Origin of the sequence: Mucilaginibacter phenanthrenivorans, assembly GCF_024721155.1 — a bacterium.
In the GTDB taxonomy this organism is placed as follows: domain Bacteria; phylum Bacteroidota; class Bacteroidia; order Sphingobacteriales; family Sphingobacteriaceae; genus Mucilaginibacter; species Mucilaginibacter phenanthrenivorans.
Window position 1 is genome coordinate 702,056 of record NZ_JAHVAP010000003.1, and the last position, 16,487, is coordinate 718,542.

The window sequence follows — 16,487 nt, forward strand, 5'->3', positions numbered from 1 at the left end:
TGGCACCATGGAAAATAATAAGGATACGCCAGCCAGTAATAGCATCAGCCGCGCGAATTTTATAAAAAAGGCAGCCATTGCCACCGCAGGCTTTTACATTGTGCCCCGCTTTGTGTTAGGCAAGGGATATACCGCGCCAAGCGATAAGCTCTACATTGCAGCAGTTGGCTGCGGTGGCGAAGCGGAAAACGACATTCACCATTATGCCACTGCGCCTAAGAAGAATGCCGAAGTTGCTTTTTTGTGCGATGTTGACGACCGCATGGCGGCACCGCGACGCAAGGAATTTCCGAAAGCACCATTTTATAAAGACTGGCGCGAGATGTTCGACAAGGAGCATAAGAACTTTGATGCTGTAACCGTTGCCATTCCTGATCATAACCATGCATTGGTTGGCTTAAGCGCCATGCAATTGAAAAAGCATTTATACCTGCAGAAACCCCTAACCCACGACATTCACGAGGCCCGTATATTAACCGAAGCCAGCAAAAAGTACCAGGTGGTAACCCAAATGGGCGACCAGGGCGCCAGCTGCGACGGGATGCGCACCCTGCGCGAATGGTTTGAAGCAGGCCTTATCGGCGATATTGAAAAGGTATACTGCTGGACCGACAGACCTGTGTGGCCGCAAGGCATTCAATGGCCGAATACTGGCCCGCAAGTGCCTAAGGAACTGAATTGGGACCTTTGGCTAGGTACAGCTAAGCAAACCAATTATATTGATAACCTGGTGCCCTTTAACTGGCGCGGCTGGTGGGAATTTGGCACCGGCGCACTCGGCGATATGGGTTGCCATATAATGGGGCCGCCATTTAAACTACTGGGGCTTGGCTACCCTACCGAAGTGTCGGGGAGCGCGAGCACGGTATACAGCGGGATCTTTGTGGAGGGCATCTATCCCGAAAGCGGCCCTGTATCCAGCTCTATAAAATTTAAGTTTACGCAACAGAACGGCAAGCCGCTCGACCTGTATTGGATGGATGGCGGCATTACCCCCGAACGCCTTGCCGAGCTTGATCCCGATCTAAATCAAAACGAAGCCCTGGGCGATTTCCCGGGCGAGAATGATTTTGAGGGATGCACATTGTTCATCGGCACAAAGGGAAAGGTAAGCTGTGGCTGGGGCGGTAGTCACCCAAGATTGCTGCCGCTGTCATTAAATAAAGATGTGCATGTACCCGAAAAATATGCGCGTGTTCCGGGCGGGATGGACGGTCACTGGTGGCAATGGGTTGATGCCAGCATTGCAGGCTATGGAAAAATGGAGGTTGATTCGCCCTTTGTGGGCTACGCAGGCCCATTAACTGAAACCGTATTGATGGGAAACCTGCTGTTACGCACCTTCAATCTCAAGGAGAAAATTAAGCGCAACGACCCGGTTTATGGCAATATGGAAGGCTATAAATTCAGCGGGCGCTATACTGCCTTAAAATGGGACGGTGAAAACATGAAGATCACCAATTTTGAGCCTGCCAACGCCTATATCAAACGAACCTATAGGCAAGGTTGGGGCGATTTGGTTTTGTAAGGGCATTTCCGACCCAAATAACAAAGGGAAGAAAAAAGTAATGTCCCCACCGGGTCTCTCGCAGAGGACCCTGCGGATGGTGTGCAACAAAACGTAAACGGCGAATAATTTCTATTTCAGACTTAGCACACGGCGCAGGTTCCCTTTCAGGAGAACCTGCGGGGACGAAAAGATGAAAATATCGCCAACGTGAATCGCTTATTCCTTCACCGCATCCTTTAACGCCTTTTCGGCGTCCTTTTCATCACTTCGCAGCTTTCGCTTTTCCTGGCGAATCTCTTTTTTTGTCTTTCCGGCGGTATCAATCAAAAGCTCCTTGTTTTTCTCCTCGGTTTTTAACCGCTCAATATCTGCCTTTAACTTCGCCTTTGCATCCAGTGGCTTTACTTCCTCCTTTTTCGCGGTAGTATCCTTTTTGCCGAACAACCGCTGAAAGAACGATGGTTTTTTCACTTCCTTTACCTCTTGCTGAACGGGCGTTACAGGTGCTGCGTCATCACTGGTTTGGTTCATCAGGCTGTCTGCCACCGATTCATTAACCGGTGCTATATCCTGGCGCAGGCTTTCTTTTAATCTTACCGAATAAAATCCATAATCGCTGCTGTCGCGCTGTGCGCGGCCATGGCCCGCCATCATGTTTCCAAGTGAGTTGAAATATCTTACAAGTCCCGGCCTTAGCGTGCCATCGGGCAGGAAATGATACAGCCCTGCTTTGGGATTTGGAACAATACTGGCCAGGAAGATACTCTCGCCAATAGTAAGCTCTGACGGGCTTTTGCCAAAATAATAGCGCGACGCCTCGCCTATCCCATACACGTTGCGGCCCCATTCAATAATATTTAGGTAAACCTCCAGCATGCGGTTTTTGGTCATGAGGTGGCTATTAACAATCATCCATACGGTAAGGATCTCTTCAATTTTACGCGAAAGCGTTTTCTCGCGGCTTAGGTATGCGTTTTTAACCAACTGCATGGAGATGGTACTGCCGCCCCTTGAAAACTTATGCCGTTTAAAATCGGTAGCCAGCGAACTCCTGAACGCTGCCTCAACAAAACCATTATTGGTATAAAATGTAGGATCCTCAGCTGTCATCACCGCGTTGCGCAAATCGGGTGCGATTTGTTCCAGTGGCGTGTAGTACGCGTTGTCAGGGCCTATTATATGTGGCCCCATCGGCTTCCCTTGTTCATAGGGCGTATAAACAAACACGGAGTTTAATTTATTCAGGTTTTCTTTTCCAAAACCAGTTATCCTAAATCCATCTTTATCAAGCCGCGAATCAAATTGCAGGTCATCCGGTTGTTTTGTATTTAAAAAGAAGTTGAGCTTATAGTTCAGCTTGCCGGCAACCTGCATCCCCTCTAACGATTGGAACATGCCCGATGGGAACGAATCAAAAATATCCTGCGCATTAAGCCAGCCGCTATTTAGCTTTAGCTCGTAAATTTTTACCGGGTTAAGCGTATATTTTATAAAAGGATGAGCCGTTATTCTTTTTAGGTGGATAGTAGATGAACTGTCTAACGACAAATAATTGCTGCCCACAAACAGGTTAGCGTCAATACCGGCGCTCGGCACCACGATATCGCTGCTTGATAAACCCGGCTGATTAACGACCAGGTTACTCACCCCCCAATAACCATAGATCCTGGTTTCGCCATCGCTATGCTCAACCTTTGTTAAGCGGGTGCTCAGCGTATCAAAATTTATCTTCAGGTGAAAACGCTTGTCGATAAACGGAACTTCTACCTTTTTACCCTCGGCGTAAAGCTTTACATCAATATCCTTGTTCGATGGGTGCATCCGGCCGTCAAAATGCCATAAGGCAAGGCCGTTGTTAATATTGATGGTTGATGTAAGCTTGCCATCCTTTATCAGCGCCGATTTTGCCAGTGCGGTAAAGCTGCTGCTGTCTTTTTTATAGGATACCAGGAAGTTATTCAGTACCAGGTTATCCGGTATCTTGTACAGTACCTCCTTAATCAGGTTGTTGGATAGCTCCGACAAGTCGACTTTGGATTTTACTGTGGTATCAGTTTTGTGCTTAAATAAAAAGTCGAAATTCCTTACATGATTTACATCAGTTAAGTTCAAATGTCCCTGCTGCAGCACAACATCAGCAAGCTTAACCTCGCCATATATCAACGGAAATAGTTTAACGCTTACCTGGAATTGCTTGATGCTTAATAAGCTATCGCGATGATCCGGCACAATCGTAATATTGGTAAACGCCACCGTGTTTAACCCCGTGAAATTTGCCGAACCTATTTTAAGGTCCAAATTATATGCACTGCGAGCCTTTTGCTTTGCACTGGCAATAGCCTTTTGCAGCAGCGCCTCGCGTTTGGAATACGCAATGTAGCCGCCAATCAGCAGCAACACAACAATCGAAGCCAGAACGATTGCCGCAATACGGAGATATTTGGGGTTGATATGTATCCTGGGGATTGTGGGGCGCTGCATCTAAAAATATTTATCCAAAACTAAACTAATTATTATGCGATACAAACGCCGCTAACGGCAAAATGTTTCCAAATGCGGGTAAGGTTTGGATAAAAAGTGATTTCAATGGTGTGGATTTTAAGGTTTATAGGGTGCTTATATTTTAAAACTAAGGTGGCGGATCAACATGACGGATTAAAGTGTTGATCTCATTTAAAATAAAAATTGTTTTCGGACGAAGCATTTGCCGCAGCTTTTTAACTTTGTACTATGGAAACCATCAGCTGGCACGATTTCGAAAAAGTAGCACTGCATGCCGGGACCATCCTGGAGGTAGCCGATTTCCCCGAAGCGCGAAAACCCGCCTATAAGATCAAGGTGGATTTTGGACCGTTCGGGATCAAATGGTCAAGCGCACAAATCACTAAGCACTATACAAAGGAAGAATTACCGGGCCGGCAGGTGATGGGGGTTATAAATTTCCCTAAAAAACAGATCGCGAACTTTATGTCGGAGTTTTTGGTTACCGGCTTTGCCGATGAAAACGGCGACATAGTTTTGGCAGCAATTGACAAACCCGTACCAAACGGCAGTAAACTGATATAATGAGGTATATTACTTTTGGCGATGAGCCAGCCATATCGCCCGACGAGTTTTTTATGAACGAGGCGCTCAAAGAGGCAAAAGCAGCACTTGCTGCCGACGAGATCCCCATTGGCGCTGTAGTGGTGTGGAATGGGCGGATCATCGGCAAGGGGCATAACCTTACCGAGCGGTTAAACGATGTTTCGGCCCATGCCGAAATGCAGGCCTTAACTGCAGCAGCCAACTCCATGGGTGGCAAATACCTGCGCGACTGCACCCTATATGTAACTATGGAGCCTTGTGTAATGTGCGCCGGGGCAAGCTATTGGTTCCAAATCAGCAAAATTGTTTTTGGCGCATACGATGTAAAGCTGGGCTTCGGCAGGCTAAACCAAAAGATCACCCATCCCAAAACACTGATAACCGGCGGCATCCTTGAAAATGAATGCTCCGAACTTGTGCGGGGATTTTTTAAAAAGAAAAGGGGGAAGTAGTTTGCAGTGAGCAGCAGGCAGTTTGCAGTTTCTTATTGGGTCATTCTTTAACTGCCAACCGCAAACCGGCAACTGCCAACTATTTTCTATCATGATCTATGAACCATGAACTATCCGAAACAAATGACATTTATTAGAACAATTATCGCACACAACACTTTATATTTGTTAAGTTCTATCATTCGTTAAACTTTAAACTAACATACTATGGCTTTTACACTACCGGCGTTATCTTACGCTACCGATGCCCTTGAACCACACATTGATAAGCTGACCATGGAAATTCACCATGGCAAGCATCACCAGGCATATGTTACCAACCTGAACAAAGCGTTGGAAGGCAAACCTGAAGCAGATGGCAACATTGACGACATCATCAAAAACATTTCTAAATTTCCGCCTGCAGTACGCAACAATGGTGGTGGCCATTATAACCACAGCCTGTTCTGGACCCTGCTTTCGCCAAGCGGCGGCGGCGAGCCAACAGGCGCTTTAGCAACTGCAATAAACAGCACATTCGGTTCATTTGCCGATTTCAAAACAAAAGTACAGGAAGCCGGCGCAACCCGTTTCGGCTCAGGCTGGGCATGGCTTATTGTTACTGCTGATAAAAAATTAGCCGTAACCTCAACCCCTAACCAGGATAACCCTTTGATGGACATTGCCGAAGTAAAAGGCACGCCAATTTTAGGTATCGACGTTTGGGAACATGCTTATTACCTGAAATACCAAAACCGTCGCCCTGATTATTTGGCAGCTATCTGGAACGTGATCAATTGGAACCACGTTGCTGAGTTGTACACGAAGGCTGTATAAGTATTCAATCCCTTCAAGAGGTCCTGGACCAGGAGGGGGATAAAAAAAGCGGCAGCATCCAAAAGATACTGCCGCTTTTTTATTTGTCTATTGCCGATGGCTTATTTATCCGTCAACAGGGAAGCTGCCGGCTCATCCAAAAACCATTGGATCTGGCCAACAATGGGCTCAATTAACTGGGCCGGGTATTCTTCAATGTCCTCATCATCCTCTAGTACATGATGCACTGCTATAGCCTTTCCCTCGCCATAAACTAAAAACGCAATATTTTGTGCCTCATTAATTAACGGTGCGTTCAGGGTGATCCGGAAAACCTGTTGATCCTGCAAAAACACTTCGCTGACACCGGGAACCCGGTCGTGCAAAACAGGTGTATGCGGGAACAAGGATGCGGTATGGGAGTTATCGCCAAGACCCAGCAAAATCAGGTCAAAGCTTTGCTCGTCCTCGTCAAAAAACTCTTCTATTGTTTCCTGGTATTTTTTTGCGGCTTCCTTCGGCTCAAGGCTGGTGTCAACTGCAAAAATTTGCGAAGGGTCAATCATCAATGGTGCAAACAGTGCGTTCCTGGCCATTAGGTAGTTGCTGTCCTTATCGGTTTGCGGCACGTTGCGCTCATCACCAAAAAAGAAATAAACCTTTTCCCAATCCAGTTGATCGTGAAAGGAATCAGCAAGCAATTCGTACAGCTTCTTAGGCGAACTTCCACCTGAAAGCGCTACCGAGAACTTGCCGTTTTTTGTAATGGCCTCGCTGCCTATTATTACAAAATATTCAGCCAGTGCCGTTAATACTTCGTTTTCTGTGTTATAGATATTCAAACTCATGGTGTTAGTTAATTAGAGGCTAGAGACCAGAGATTAGTTAAAAAAGCCGTGATAGGTTCAACTAGTCTCTGACCACTAATCTCTGGTCTCTCTAAAACTACTTCTTCGCCCCTTGTACCGGTAAAGTAAACCAGTTAAATCCGTCGCGGGCAATTAGCGCCTCAGCAGATTCCGGTCCCCATGAATCGGCGGAATAGTTAGGGAAATTCAAACTCTTTTTGTTTTGCCAAGTGCTTAATATCGGCATTACCAATTCCCATGCGGCTTCAACCTGGTCGCTGCGCATAAACAGCGTTTGGTCGCCAAGCATGGTATCCAGTATCAGCGTTTCGTAAGCTTCAGGAGCCTGGTTGGTGTATGTGCCTTTATAATCAAATACCATATCAACCACGTTTAGTACCATATCAATGCCAGGCCGTTTTGCCTGCACCTGCAAACGAATGCTCATTTCAGGCTGAATACTGATGATCAGCCTGTTTTGCTGCCAGCTTTCGGCGGCCTCTGTAGGAAAAATCAAATGTGGTACATCCTTAAACTGGATGGTAATAACCGACGACGATTGGTGCAGTCTTTTACCTGTACGCAGGTAAAACGGAACACCTTGCCAGCGCCAGTTGTCGACAAAAAATTTGATGGCGGCAAACGTTTCAGTGTTCGAGTCCGGATTAACCTTAGGCTCATCGCGGTAAGCCGGTACTTCCTTGCCCTTCATCCATCCGCTGCCATACTGACCTCTTACAGCCGAATTACGTACGTCCTCCGGACCAAACCGGCGCATCGCCTTTAGCACGTCAACCTTACGGTCACGCACTTCGTCGGCGCTAAAGCTAACAGGCGGCTCCATGGCTACGTGGCAAAGTAATTGCAGCAGGTGATTCTGGATCATATCGCGCATAGCGCCTGATCCGTCATAATAATCGCCGCGTTCTTCAACACCCAGTTGCTCGGTAACCGAGATCTGTACATGTTCTATATAATTACGGTTCCATAACGGCTCCATAATGCTGTTGGCAAAACGGAACGCCATAATGTTCTGAACGGTTTCCTTACCCAGGTAGTGGTCAATCCGGTAGATCTGGCACTCATCAAATATGCTCGAAAGCAATTTGTTCAATTCCAGGGCTGTTTCCAGGTCGTGCCCAAATGGCTTTTCAATTACTATTCTTACCCTGTTTTTATCATCTGCCAGTTTAGCCTTCGAAATATTTGAAGCGATGATCGGGAAGAAGTTAGGCGACACCGCGAGGTAATAAATCACGTTCGCTTTTACCTTCCATTCGGCACTATGCTTTTCAACGCGCTTGCCAAATTCCTTATAGGTTTCAAAATCGTTGATATCCGACACCTGGTAATGAACGCTTTGTTCAAATTCCGCCCATTTTTTATCATCAGCTTTGCCGCTGCGCGAAAACTGGTTGATATCGTTGTGCAGGTTAGTCCTGAACTGTTCGTCGGTAAATTTGGTACGACCCGTCCCAATGATTGAGAATTGCTTTGGCAGCCATCCGTCTAAAAATAAGTTATAAAGCGCCGGCCCGATCTTGCGCGAAGTTAAATCGCCGGTACCGCCAAAAATTACAAATATGGTTGGGTCTGAATGTGTGCTTGTGCTCATTTTATTTAATATTATCAGCTAAATAAATTATGATAATTAGTCTTCGCTTTTAGGTACCCATTGTGTGTGGAACACGCCTTCCTTGCCGATCAGCTCATAAGTGTGCGCGCCAAAGTAATCGCGCTGTGCCTGTGTTAGGTTCGATGGCATCCGTTTGCTGCGGAAGGCATCAAAATAGCTTAATGACGATGCGTAGGCCGGTGTAGCAACGCCAGCAGCAACTGTTGCCGAAAGCACTGTTCTTGCACCCGGTACCGCAGCTTTTATCAATTCAGCAACACTGCTATCCAGTAATAGGTGAGCCAGTTTGGCATCTTTTTGATAGGCGTTGAAAATGTCATTCAAAAACTCAGAGCGGATGATACAGCCGCCGCGCCAGATCTTCGCAATATCGCCTAAATGCAGGTCGTATTTATATTCGGCAGATGCAAGGGACAACAAGTGCATACCTTGTGCGTAGCTGATGATCATATTAAAATAGAAGGCCTGCTCCAATGCAACCAGGAACTCATCTTTATTTACATTTAATGAGATCGCGTCCTTACTGTAAATCTCGCTTGCCTCGATCCTTAACTGTTTGTATTTCGACAGATCGCGCATCGCTACGGCAGTATCTACTGTAGGGATTGGAGCCTGCAGATCCATAGCAACCTGTGATGTCCATTTACCCGTACCCTTTGCCTTAGCCTCGTCCTTGATATCATCTAATAATAAATGATCTGTTCCGGGGGCTTTATATTGAAAGATGTCTTTGGTGATGTCCAGCAGGAAAGATTTCAGCCTGCCTTCATTCCACTTGGTGAATACTTCTCCTATGGCGGCGTTATCCAGTTTTAATCCTGTTTTAAGGATCTCGTAGGTTTCAGCAATCAGCTGCATAATACCATACTCAATGCCGTTATGCACCATCTTCACAAAGTGACCTGATGCACCCGGACCAATGTAGGTAACACAAGGTGCGCCATCAACATGGGCTGCAATGGCCTCAAATATCGGCTTCATTACATTGTAGGCGTCCTTATCGCCACCCGGCATCATGCTTGGGCCGCGGCGCGCGCCTTCTTCACCACCTGACACACCCATACCGAAGAAATGCAGGCCTTTAGCCTCCAGCTCCTCAACACGGCGGTTGGTATCGGTAAAATGCGAGTTTCCGCCATCAATCAGGATATCGCCTTTATCAAGCAACGGGGTTAGCTCTTCAATAACCGCATCAACAATTTTACCGGCCGGAACCAGCATCATGATAGCACGCGGTGTAGTTAAGCTTTGTATAAATTCCTTAACATCACCAAAACCTTTAACATGGTGATCCTTTCCTTCTTCGTTTAACGATGCTACTTTGGTGGCATCTTTGTCGTGCCCTGCAACGGCATAACCGTGGTCGGCCATGTTTAGCAGCAGGCTGCGGCCCATGGTACCAAGGCCTATCATGCCAAAGGCATATTTTTCGGTAGTTGCACTCATTTTATTGGGGTTGATTTTCTTTTTTTAAATTTTCTAAGATCTCTTTGGTGTCTTCAAAGCTGGTGTGCTGGTATGCCCGCATGCCAAGCTTTTTGGCAGCAAGGGCAAACATCTTGCGGTCATCGAAATAAACGCATTCCGATGGTTGAGCCATAGCAATGCCCATAGCCAGTTTGAATATGGCAGGATCGGGTTTGCGGATGCCCACTTCGCAGGATGATACAAAGGCATCGAACACATCATGCAGCTTGAACTTTTTGATGCGGTAATCGTTCAATTCCTTGCCCTCGTTGTTAATGGCCATTATTTTGAACCCGCAATCCTTTTTCCATTCCTTTAACCAGGCAAGGGTGCCAGGCAATTCCTTTGACTGCTCGAACATGAAATTTTTAAAATCCTCGCGGGTAAAATCCCGGGGGTGATTAAAAACTACCGTATCAATGTAATCATCAAGGTCAACACCGGATGCTTCGTATACATTAAAAATGAACGTATGAAGTTCCTTTACCTCGCTGTAGTCAAGGCCGAACTTTTTGGCCGCTTCCTCACGCGATTGGTGCCCCCAGCCATTGGTGAGCAAAACGCCCCCAATATCAAAAAACAGGAACTTTACGGATAATGTCTCCACTGTAATTAAACTTTACTTTTTTGATCTTCAATGGCTTGCAACAGTTTTTCAAAAGGCTTGTTGAATTTTTCAATGCCTTCGTCTTCCAACTGCTGGGTAAGCTTATCGATATCAATGCCTGCAGTTTTTAGCTTTTCTAAAATCTCAGTTGCTTCAGCTAAGCCAGTCTCCAAAGTATTTTCAGCAATACCATGATCGCGGAACGCTTCGATAGTTTCTAACGGAACGGTATCAACTGTTGCAGGGCCTATAAGTGCTTCAACGTATTTGGTATCCTTAAATGCTGGGTTTTTGCTGCTGGTACTTGCCCAAAGTAAACGCTGTGGTTGCGCGCCTTCTGCAGCCAGTTTTTCCCAACGCGGGCCGCTGAACACTCTTTTGTAAATTTCATAAGCTTTTTTTGCTGACGCGATAGCAACTTCGCCCTTCAGATCGCCTAACCCTTTTTCGTCAAGTAACGGATCAACCAAAACATCAATACGGCTTAAAAAGAAGCTGGCTACTGATGAGATGTGAGCAATTTTATGACCGGCAGCTAAATGATCTTCCAAACCTGAAATGTAAGCTTCAGTTACTTCTTCATAACGTGGCAAACCAAATAGCAGGGTAACGTTTATGTTTATCCCCTTGCCAATTGATTCTCTTATCGCTTGTAAACCCGGTTTAGTTCCCGGAATTTTTATCATCACATTTTTGCGGTCAACTTTTTTCCAAAGTTCTTCCGCTTGTTTGGCTGTACCTTCGGCATCAAGCGCTAAAAACGGGGAAACTTCTAAACTTACGTAGCCATCTTCGTGGTTTGATTCGTTATAAACACCTTCAAAAAGCTTGGTAGCATTCTGGATATCTGAAATTGCTAACCCAAAGAATATTTCCTCGTTGGTTTTTTTACCATCATTTAATGAGCGGATATCGTTATCATAATCCGAGCTGCTGGTAATGGCTTTCTCAAAAATAGCAGGATTTGAAGTTACGCCCCTAACGCCATCAACATCAACCAGGCTTTTTAATTTCCCTGATGAAATAATTGCGCGGTCAATAAAATCAAGCCAGATGCTTTGGCCGAAGCTGTGTATTTGTTTTACTTTATTAGTTTCCATGATTGTTTTTATTTTGTCCGAAAGCCCGGAAAGACCGGAAGTCCGAAAGATGTAACGTTTTTTGTTTTTGTGATCAGTTGTTTTTCCTAATCTCTAATCACCAGTCTCTAGTCTCTTTACTTTATCCAGCCTCCTCACGTGCCTTTCGGCACCTGTGAATTCAGCTTTTAAAAATGCTTCTATATATTCTTCAGCGGCGCTGCTGCCGGTAACCCGGCCGCCGAGGCAAAGGATATTCAGGTCATCATCCTCTACGCCCTGGTGGGCCGAAAAATGGTCGTTTATCAAGGCTGCCCTAACCCCTTTTACTTTGTTTGCAGCTACTGACGCACCAACACCGCTCCCGCAAAATGCTATGCCGCGTTCAACTTCCTGCTCAGCCACCGCCTGTGCAAGCGGGATAATGTAATCAGGGTAGTCATCCGTATTATCGAGCTTATAAGCGCCAAAGTCGATCACTTCATGCCCAAGCTTTATCAGCCATGGATGAATAACTTCCTTTAACTTATACCCGCCGTGATCGGCTGCAATTCCTATTTTCATGCCCCCTGGCCCCCTAAAGGGGGAATAAAAGGTTAGTTATTTATGTTAATATTTATTTACCATTTGGTAAGTACCCACGCAAATCAAAAGCGCCCCCTTTAGGGGGCTGGGGGGCTTAAAGTGCCTTCGCTCTTTTTACCACGTTTTCAATTGTGAAGCCAAAATGCTTGTACAGGTCTTCTGCCGGTGCTGATTCACCAAAGGTGGTCATGCCCAACATATCGCCCTCGTCTGTTGTGTATTTATGCCAGCCCATTGGAGATGCCATTTCAACAGCCAGGCGCTTCCTGCTTGCCTTAGGGAATACTGATTCCTTGTAAGCCGCATCCTGTTTTTCAAACAATTCCCAGCTTGGCATACTTACCACGCGGGTTGAAATGCCATCTGCTTCCAGTTGTTTTTGCGCATCCATAATCAATGCAACTTCCGATCCGGTTGCTATCAGGATAAGGTCAGGGCCCTTGCTTCCTTCTGAAAGGATGTAAGCGCCTTTTTCCAAACCAGATGCTTTGCCGTATTTATCCTGGTCAAGGATCGGTAATCCCTGGCGGGTAAACACCAATACCACCGGACCGTCTTTGTGCTCAACAGCAACCTTCCAGGCGTAAGCTGTTTCGTTAGCATCAGCCGGGCGGATAACAGTGATCCTCGGGATGGAACGCAGGGAAGCCAGTTGCTCAACCGGCTGGTGGGTTGTGCCGTCCTCGCCTAAACCAATACTGTCATGCGTATAAACAAAAATCGGGTTTATCTTCATTATGGCCGCCAAACGGATGGGCGGACGCATATATTCAGAGAACATCAGGAACGTAGCACCAAAAGGAATAACGCCCTTAGTTAAGGCCATACCATTCATTGCCGAACCCATTGCATGCTCACGAATGCCAAAGTGGAAATTACGACCGGCCCTGTTTTCAGAGGTGAATGAATCGTATTCCTTTAAGTTTGTTTCTGTTGATGGAGAAAGATCCGCTGCGCCGCCAATTAAGTTGGGAAGCTTAGCTGCTATAGCATTCAATACTTTTCCTGATGCCTGGCGGGTTGCCATTTTAGGATCAGAGCCCTTAAATACCGGCAATGCGTCTGTCCAGCCTTCCGGAAGGCCCCCGCTGCTTAGCAATTCATATTCAGCAGCTAATTCAGGATATTTGGCTTTATAATCAGCAAATAATTTATTCCACTTTTCTTCGGCGCCAGTGCCTTTTGCGCCGGCTTTATGATAATAATCAAGTACTTCATCAGGTACATTGAAAGATTTATCAGGGTCGAAGCCAAAAAATTCTTTAACCAGCTTAAGCTCATCAGCGCCAAGCGGAGCACCATGTGATCCTGCTGTACCTGATTTGTTAGGGCTGCCGTAAGCAATTAACGAACGCACCCGAATTAATGATGGTTTTTGTGCTTCTGATTTTGCATTTATTATTGCAAGTTCCAGTGCGTGAGTATCATTAACATCAGGAAGGTCCTGAACGTGCCATCCGTATGACCTGAAACGCGCACTTACATCTTCATTGAACGTAATATCTGTGCTACCTTCAATAGAAATGTGGTTATCATCATACAGGTAGATTAGGTTGCCCAGCTCAAGATGGCCTGCAAGTGAAGCCGCTTCGGAAGTTACACCTTCCATCATATCGCCATCGCTGCAAATTACGTATACCTTGTAGTTAAACAGGTCGAAGCCTGGCTTGTTGTAACGGGCAGCCAAATGTTTTTGTGCAATGGCAAAACCTACGCCATTTGCAAAGCCCTGGCCCAGCGGACCAGTTGTAACATCAACGCCCGGCGCTAAGCCATATTCCGGGTGACCAGCAGTTTTGCTGTTCATCTGGCGGAAATTTTTAATATCGTCTAAAGAAAGATCGTATCCTGTTAAATATAAAAAGCTGTATTGCAGCATACAGGCATGTCCGCATGATAGTATGAACCTGTCGCGGTTTGCCCAATCCGGGTTTTTTGGATTATAGTTCATAAACTTGCTCCAAAGTACGTGTCCCATTGGTGCAAGGGCCATGGCCGTACCCGGGTGCCCTGAATTTGCCTTTTGTACTGCATCTGCAGATAAGATCCTTGCTGTATCAATTGCCAAGGTTTCTATGTCCTGTTTATTTGCGCTCATTATAGTTTATAGTTATTTCTTTTTGATTTTTATTGGATTGATTGTTTCGGGTGCATTTTCGTGTACCCATAAGCGGGCACCTCCCTTTATTCCATCGGCGTTCGATACAATTTTCATGTTCGCATCAAGCTTAAAGGTAAGCTTGTCGGAGTTGCCGCCGCCTATATATAAATAGTCGTAATTGAAAACGGTTTTCAGGGTTTCAAAAACCTTTTTCATCCTCTTATTCCATTTCTTATCGCCTTCCTTCTCAAGTGCAGCCTCGCCAATGTATTTATCGTATGACGCTACTTTACCAACCGGCTGGTGGGCAAATTCAAGATGCGGCAACAAGTTACCGTTTAGCAATACCGCGGTTCCGAAGCCGGTACCCAGCGTAACTACCACTTCAAGGCCCTTGCCATCCACAACGCCTAAGCCCTGCATATCTGCATCATTAACCACCTGTGTTTCGTGGCCCAGAACTTCCTTTAGCTTGTTGGCCAGGTCAAAGTCCTTCCAAAGCTCATTGCTAAGGTTTGGTGCAGTTTTTATCACCCCGTTTTTTACATAGCCGGGAAAACCAACGGAGATCTTATTATACTCCGGAAAATCTTTTACCAGTGTTTTGATGGAATTGATAACATTTTCGGGGCTGGCGGGAACCGGGGTTACTATCTTTTCGTACTTCTTTTGCAGCTCACCTTTTTCGTTAAGGATGGTGCTCTTTATGTGCGAGCCTCCGATGTCGATGGAGAGTACTTTTAATTGTTGCGGGGTTGATTTCATTAAATTGAGCCTGGCAGAGATGTATGAATAATTGAAATAGCGATTTTAGCGCTGTAAATATCAATAATTATATAATATAATGTATTAATAATACGCATAAATCTCATTTTCAAATAAACAACATTAACCTTAAGCCATTGTTTTTTTAATGTCATGCTTTTGCGGTTTTGACAATGTTGTTATAAAAAAGGGATTATTAACAGGAAAAGGCCCTGTAAGGGGCCTTCATCTTTGAAAACAAATTTCATATACGCTGTTACCTAAATACCAGTACATCAATATCTCTTTTACCTTTTTCAAGCTTAAGCCCAAGGTTTGCAATTGCTTCCATCAGGCTGCCTTTTTTTTCGGACTGGTAATCAAAAGCAATATCATACCTGGTATTTGATCCTGTTTCGTCAACCACCGGCATTTGCACCAGCCCAAAGCCCTCCAGGTAATCGGCAACCTTGCTTAATTTAACATTCTGCCCGCTAAATGCCCCTCCGCTGCCAGCAAACGTTTCCTCCTTTTCTGATGGCGGGTTAAGTTGCTTTATTTTAGCCGGATCGGCAATTTTAAGAATATACACCTCCTTGCTGCGTTTTTCAATACCGGCTTTTAAATCAAACTTTGTTTGAAGTTCCTTTATCAATGTTGGATATAAATCAGCCTCGTGTCCTTTGGCAACAATTACATCAACACAATACATTGTTTTATTTTCTTTAATATTTTCCTTGGGACTAAGATCTATTACCCTGCCATACGGCAGATCTTTATAAGCTACGCGATAAATAGTTTCCAGGGGCAAGTTGATCATGGTTAGGCGGCGGTTTTTAAAAACACTGTCTGTTATGTAGGTTTTTGACATACTGCTCAATCCTTTAATCTCCGGCTGAACCAAAAACCTGTTTTGAACAGAAGCGGCTGCACCAAAATAGGTTTTTATAGGGTCCTCCGTCATATTGTCGGCTTTAACCGGCAGGTTAATTGTCCTGCCTGCAATTACATCAGCTATAACTTTAGTTGTAATATTGGAGGGGTCAGTGATGGCTACTACTTTGCCGCTTTCGTCAATCAGTACCGCATGCGGAATGGTATGATAAGGGAAATATTTCCTGAACGTGTCTGCCGTGTCCAGCGCAAACCACAGGTTTGACGGCTTGTTGGTAATAAACTGGTTTATCCTCCTTTCCTTTTCCATGCTGATGGCTATTACCTGCAGTTTACCGGCGTATTGTTTTTGCAGTTGTTGCAAATGTGGCATGGCCGAAACACAGGGGCCACAGTAAGTGCCCCAAAACTCCAGCCAGATAACCTTACCTTTTAATGCGCCAAGGTTATCTATCTTTTCGCCGGTGTTTAAAAGAACTGGCAATTTAATTTCGGGAATGGTTTGCCCTATATTTACCTGTGCCCTTGTAAAAAGAGCAAGCAAAACGGCTACAGTTAGCAACATTGTTTTTTTCATGACATTGATTAGTTTTAATTATCCCAAACATATACCTATTAAAATACGGCGGGAGTTAACCATCGTTAAGAAGGGTTAATTAGTGTTAACGTTTAGCCGGTTTAT

14 protein-coding genes are annotated in these 16,487 nt (G+C 45.3%); 4 read left to right on the top strand and 10 right to left on the bottom strand.

The window, feature by feature from the left end; translation table 11 throughout:
- Positions 1-7: 7 nt before the first annotated feature.
- A complete protein-coding gene (locus KXD93_RS09540; protein ID WP_258136830.1) occupies positions 8-1,528 on the top strand; it encodes a Gfo/Idh/MocA family protein in 1,521 nt (506 codons plus the stop codon).
- A 198-nt stretch (positions 1,529-1,726) separates the two neighbouring features.
- Here the strand turns inward: KXD93_RS09540 and KXD93_RS09545 are convergent, their stop codons facing one another.
- The gene (locus KXD93_RS09545) at positions 1,727-3,991 is read right to left on the bottom strand and encodes a transglycosylase domain-containing protein (RefSeq protein ID WP_258136831.1); all 2,265 of its coding nucleotides are present in this window, start codon (positions 3,989-3,991) and stop codon (positions 1,727-1,729) included.
- Between the two features lie 249 nt (positions 3,992-4,240).
- Here KXD93_RS09545 and KXD93_RS09550 point away from each other — a divergent pair, with 249 nt between their 5' ends.
- From KXD93_RS09550 to KXD93_RS09560, 3 genes are all read left to right on the top strand, one after another.
- The gene (locus KXD93_RS09550; RefSeq protein ID WP_258136833.1) at positions 4,241-4,576 is read left to right on the top strand and encodes a tRNA-binding protein; all 336 of its coding nucleotides are present in this window, start codon (positions 4,241-4,243) and stop codon (positions 4,574-4,576) included.
- Positions 4,576-5,049 (top strand): nucleoside deaminase, encoded by a 474-nt coding sequence (locus tag KXD93_RS09555; RefSeq protein ID WP_258136835.1) that lies wholly within the window; start codon positions 4,576-4,578, stop codon positions 5,047-5,049. The genes KXD93_RS09550 and KXD93_RS09555 overlap by 1 nt, the downstream gene beginning before the upstream one ends.
- 207 nt (positions 5,050-5,256) lie before the next feature.
- On the top strand, positions 5,257-5,865 hold the full coding sequence (locus tag KXD93_RS09560) for a superoxide dismutase (RefSeq protein ID WP_258136837.1): 609 nt from the start codon (positions 5,257-5,259) through the stop codon (positions 5,863-5,865).
- Between the two features lie 101 nt (positions 5,866-5,966).
- Here the strand turns inward: KXD93_RS09560 and pgl are convergent, their stop codons facing one another.
- The 9 genes from pgl to KXD93_RS09605 form a co-directional block, all read right to left on the bottom strand.
- On the bottom strand, positions 5,967-6,692 hold the full coding sequence (pgl, locus tag KXD93_RS09565) for a 6-phosphogluconolactonase (RefSeq protein WP_258136838.1): 726 nt from the start codon (positions 6,690-6,692) through the stop codon (positions 5,967-5,969).
- Between the two features lie 97 nt (positions 6,693-6,789).
- Entirely contained in the window at positions 6,790-8,307 is a 1,518-nt protein-coding gene (gene zwf, locus KXD93_RS09570; RefSeq protein ID WP_258136839.1) for a glucose-6-phosphate dehydrogenase, read from the bottom strand.
- A 36-nt stretch (positions 8,308-8,343) separates the two neighbouring features.
- Positions 8,344-9,774 carry an NADP-dependent phosphogluconate dehydrogenase gene (gene gnd, locus KXD93_RS09575; RefSeq protein ID WP_258136840.1) on the bottom strand — a complete coding sequence of 477 codons (1,431 nt, stop codon included), beginning with the start codon at positions 9,772-9,774 and terminating at the stop codon, positions 8,344-8,346.
- 1 nt (position 9,775) lies between these two features.
- Positions 9,776-10,402: an HAD family hydrolase gene (locus KXD93_RS09580; RefSeq protein WP_258136844.1), complete on the bottom strand. Its 627-nt coding sequence runs from the start codon at positions 10,400-10,402 to the stop codon at positions 9,776-9,778.
- Between the two features lie 5 nt (positions 10,403-10,407).
- Positions 10,408-11,502, bottom strand: coding sequence for a transaldolase (gene tal / locus KXD93_RS09585; RefSeq protein WP_258136845.1), 1,095 nt, complete (start codon positions 11,500-11,502; stop codon positions 10,408-10,410).
- 93 nt (positions 11,503-11,595) lie between these two features.
- Positions 11,596-12,045, bottom strand: a complete 450-nt coding sequence (locus tag KXD93_RS09590) for an RpiB/LacA/LacB family sugar-phosphate isomerase (protein WP_258136847.1) — start codon at positions 12,043-12,045, stop codon at positions 11,596-11,598.
- Positions 12,046-12,160: 115 nt separating this feature from the next.
- The gene (gene tkt / locus KXD93_RS09595; RefSeq protein WP_258136848.1) at positions 12,161-14,164 is read right to left on the bottom strand and encodes a transketolase; all 2,004 of its coding nucleotides are present in this window, start codon (positions 14,162-14,164) and stop codon (positions 12,161-12,163) included.
- A gap of 12 nt (positions 14,165-14,176) precedes the next feature.
- Positions 14,177-14,932, bottom strand: a complete 756-nt coding sequence (locus tag KXD93_RS09600; protein WP_258136849.1) for an ROK family protein — start codon at positions 14,930-14,932, stop codon at positions 14,177-14,179.
- A gap of 256 nt (positions 14,933-15,188) precedes the next feature.
- Positions 15,189-16,382, bottom strand: coding sequence for a TIGR03435 family protein (locus KXD93_RS09605; protein WP_258136850.1), 1,194 nt, complete (start codon positions 16,380-16,382; stop codon positions 15,189-15,191).
- Positions 16,383-16,487 lie beyond the last annotated feature (105 nt).

Bases quoted from the DNA above. Each gene is read 5' to 3' on its own strand.
- KXD93_RS09540 (WP_258136830.1), top strand. From the start codon at position 8: ATGGAAAATAATAAGGATACGCCAGCCAGTAATAGCATCAGCCGCGCG.
- KXD93_RS09545 (WP_258136831.1), bottom strand. From the start codon at position 3,991: ATGCAGCGCCCCACAATCCCCAGGATACATATCAACCCCAAATATCTC.
- KXD93_RS09550 (WP_258136833.1), top strand. From the start codon at position 4,241: ATGGAAACCATCAGCTGGCACGATTTCGAAAAAGTAGCACTGCATGCC.
- KXD93_RS09555 (WP_258136835.1), top strand. From the start codon at position 4,576: ATGAGGTATATTACTTTTGGCGATGAGCCAGCCATATCGCCCGACGAG.
- KXD93_RS09560 (WP_258136837.1), top strand. From the start codon at position 5,257: ATGGCTTTTACACTACCGGCGTTATCTTACGCTACCGATGCCCTTGAA.
- pgl (WP_258136838.1), bottom strand. From the start codon at position 6,692: ATGAGTTTGAATATCTATAACACAGAAAACGAAGTATTAACGGCACTG.
- zwf (WP_258136839.1), bottom strand. From the start codon at position 8,307: ATGAGCACAAGCACACATTCAGACCCAACCATATTTGTAATTTTTGGC.
- gnd (WP_258136840.1), bottom strand. From the start codon at position 9,774: ATGAGTGCAACTACCGAAAAATATGCCTTTGGCATGATAGGCCTTGGT.
- tal (WP_258136845.1), bottom strand. From the start codon at position 11,502: ATGGAAACTAATAAAGTAAAACAAATACACAGCTTCGGCCAAAGCATC.
- KXD93_RS09590 (WP_258136847.1), bottom strand. From the start codon at position 12,045: ATGAAAATAGGAATTGCAGCCGATCACGGCGGGTATAAGTTAAAGGAA.
- tkt (WP_258136848.1), bottom strand. From the start codon at position 14,164: ATGAGCGCAAATAAACAGGACATAGAAACCTTGGCAATTGATACAGCA.
- KXD93_RS09600 (WP_258136849.1), bottom strand. From the start codon at position 14,932: ATGAAATCAACCCCGCAACAATTAAAAGTACTCTCCATCGACATCGGA.
- KXD93_RS09605 (WP_258136850.1), bottom strand. From the start codon at position 16,382: ATGAAAAAAACAATGTTGCTAACTGTAGCCGTTTTGCTTGCTCTTTTT.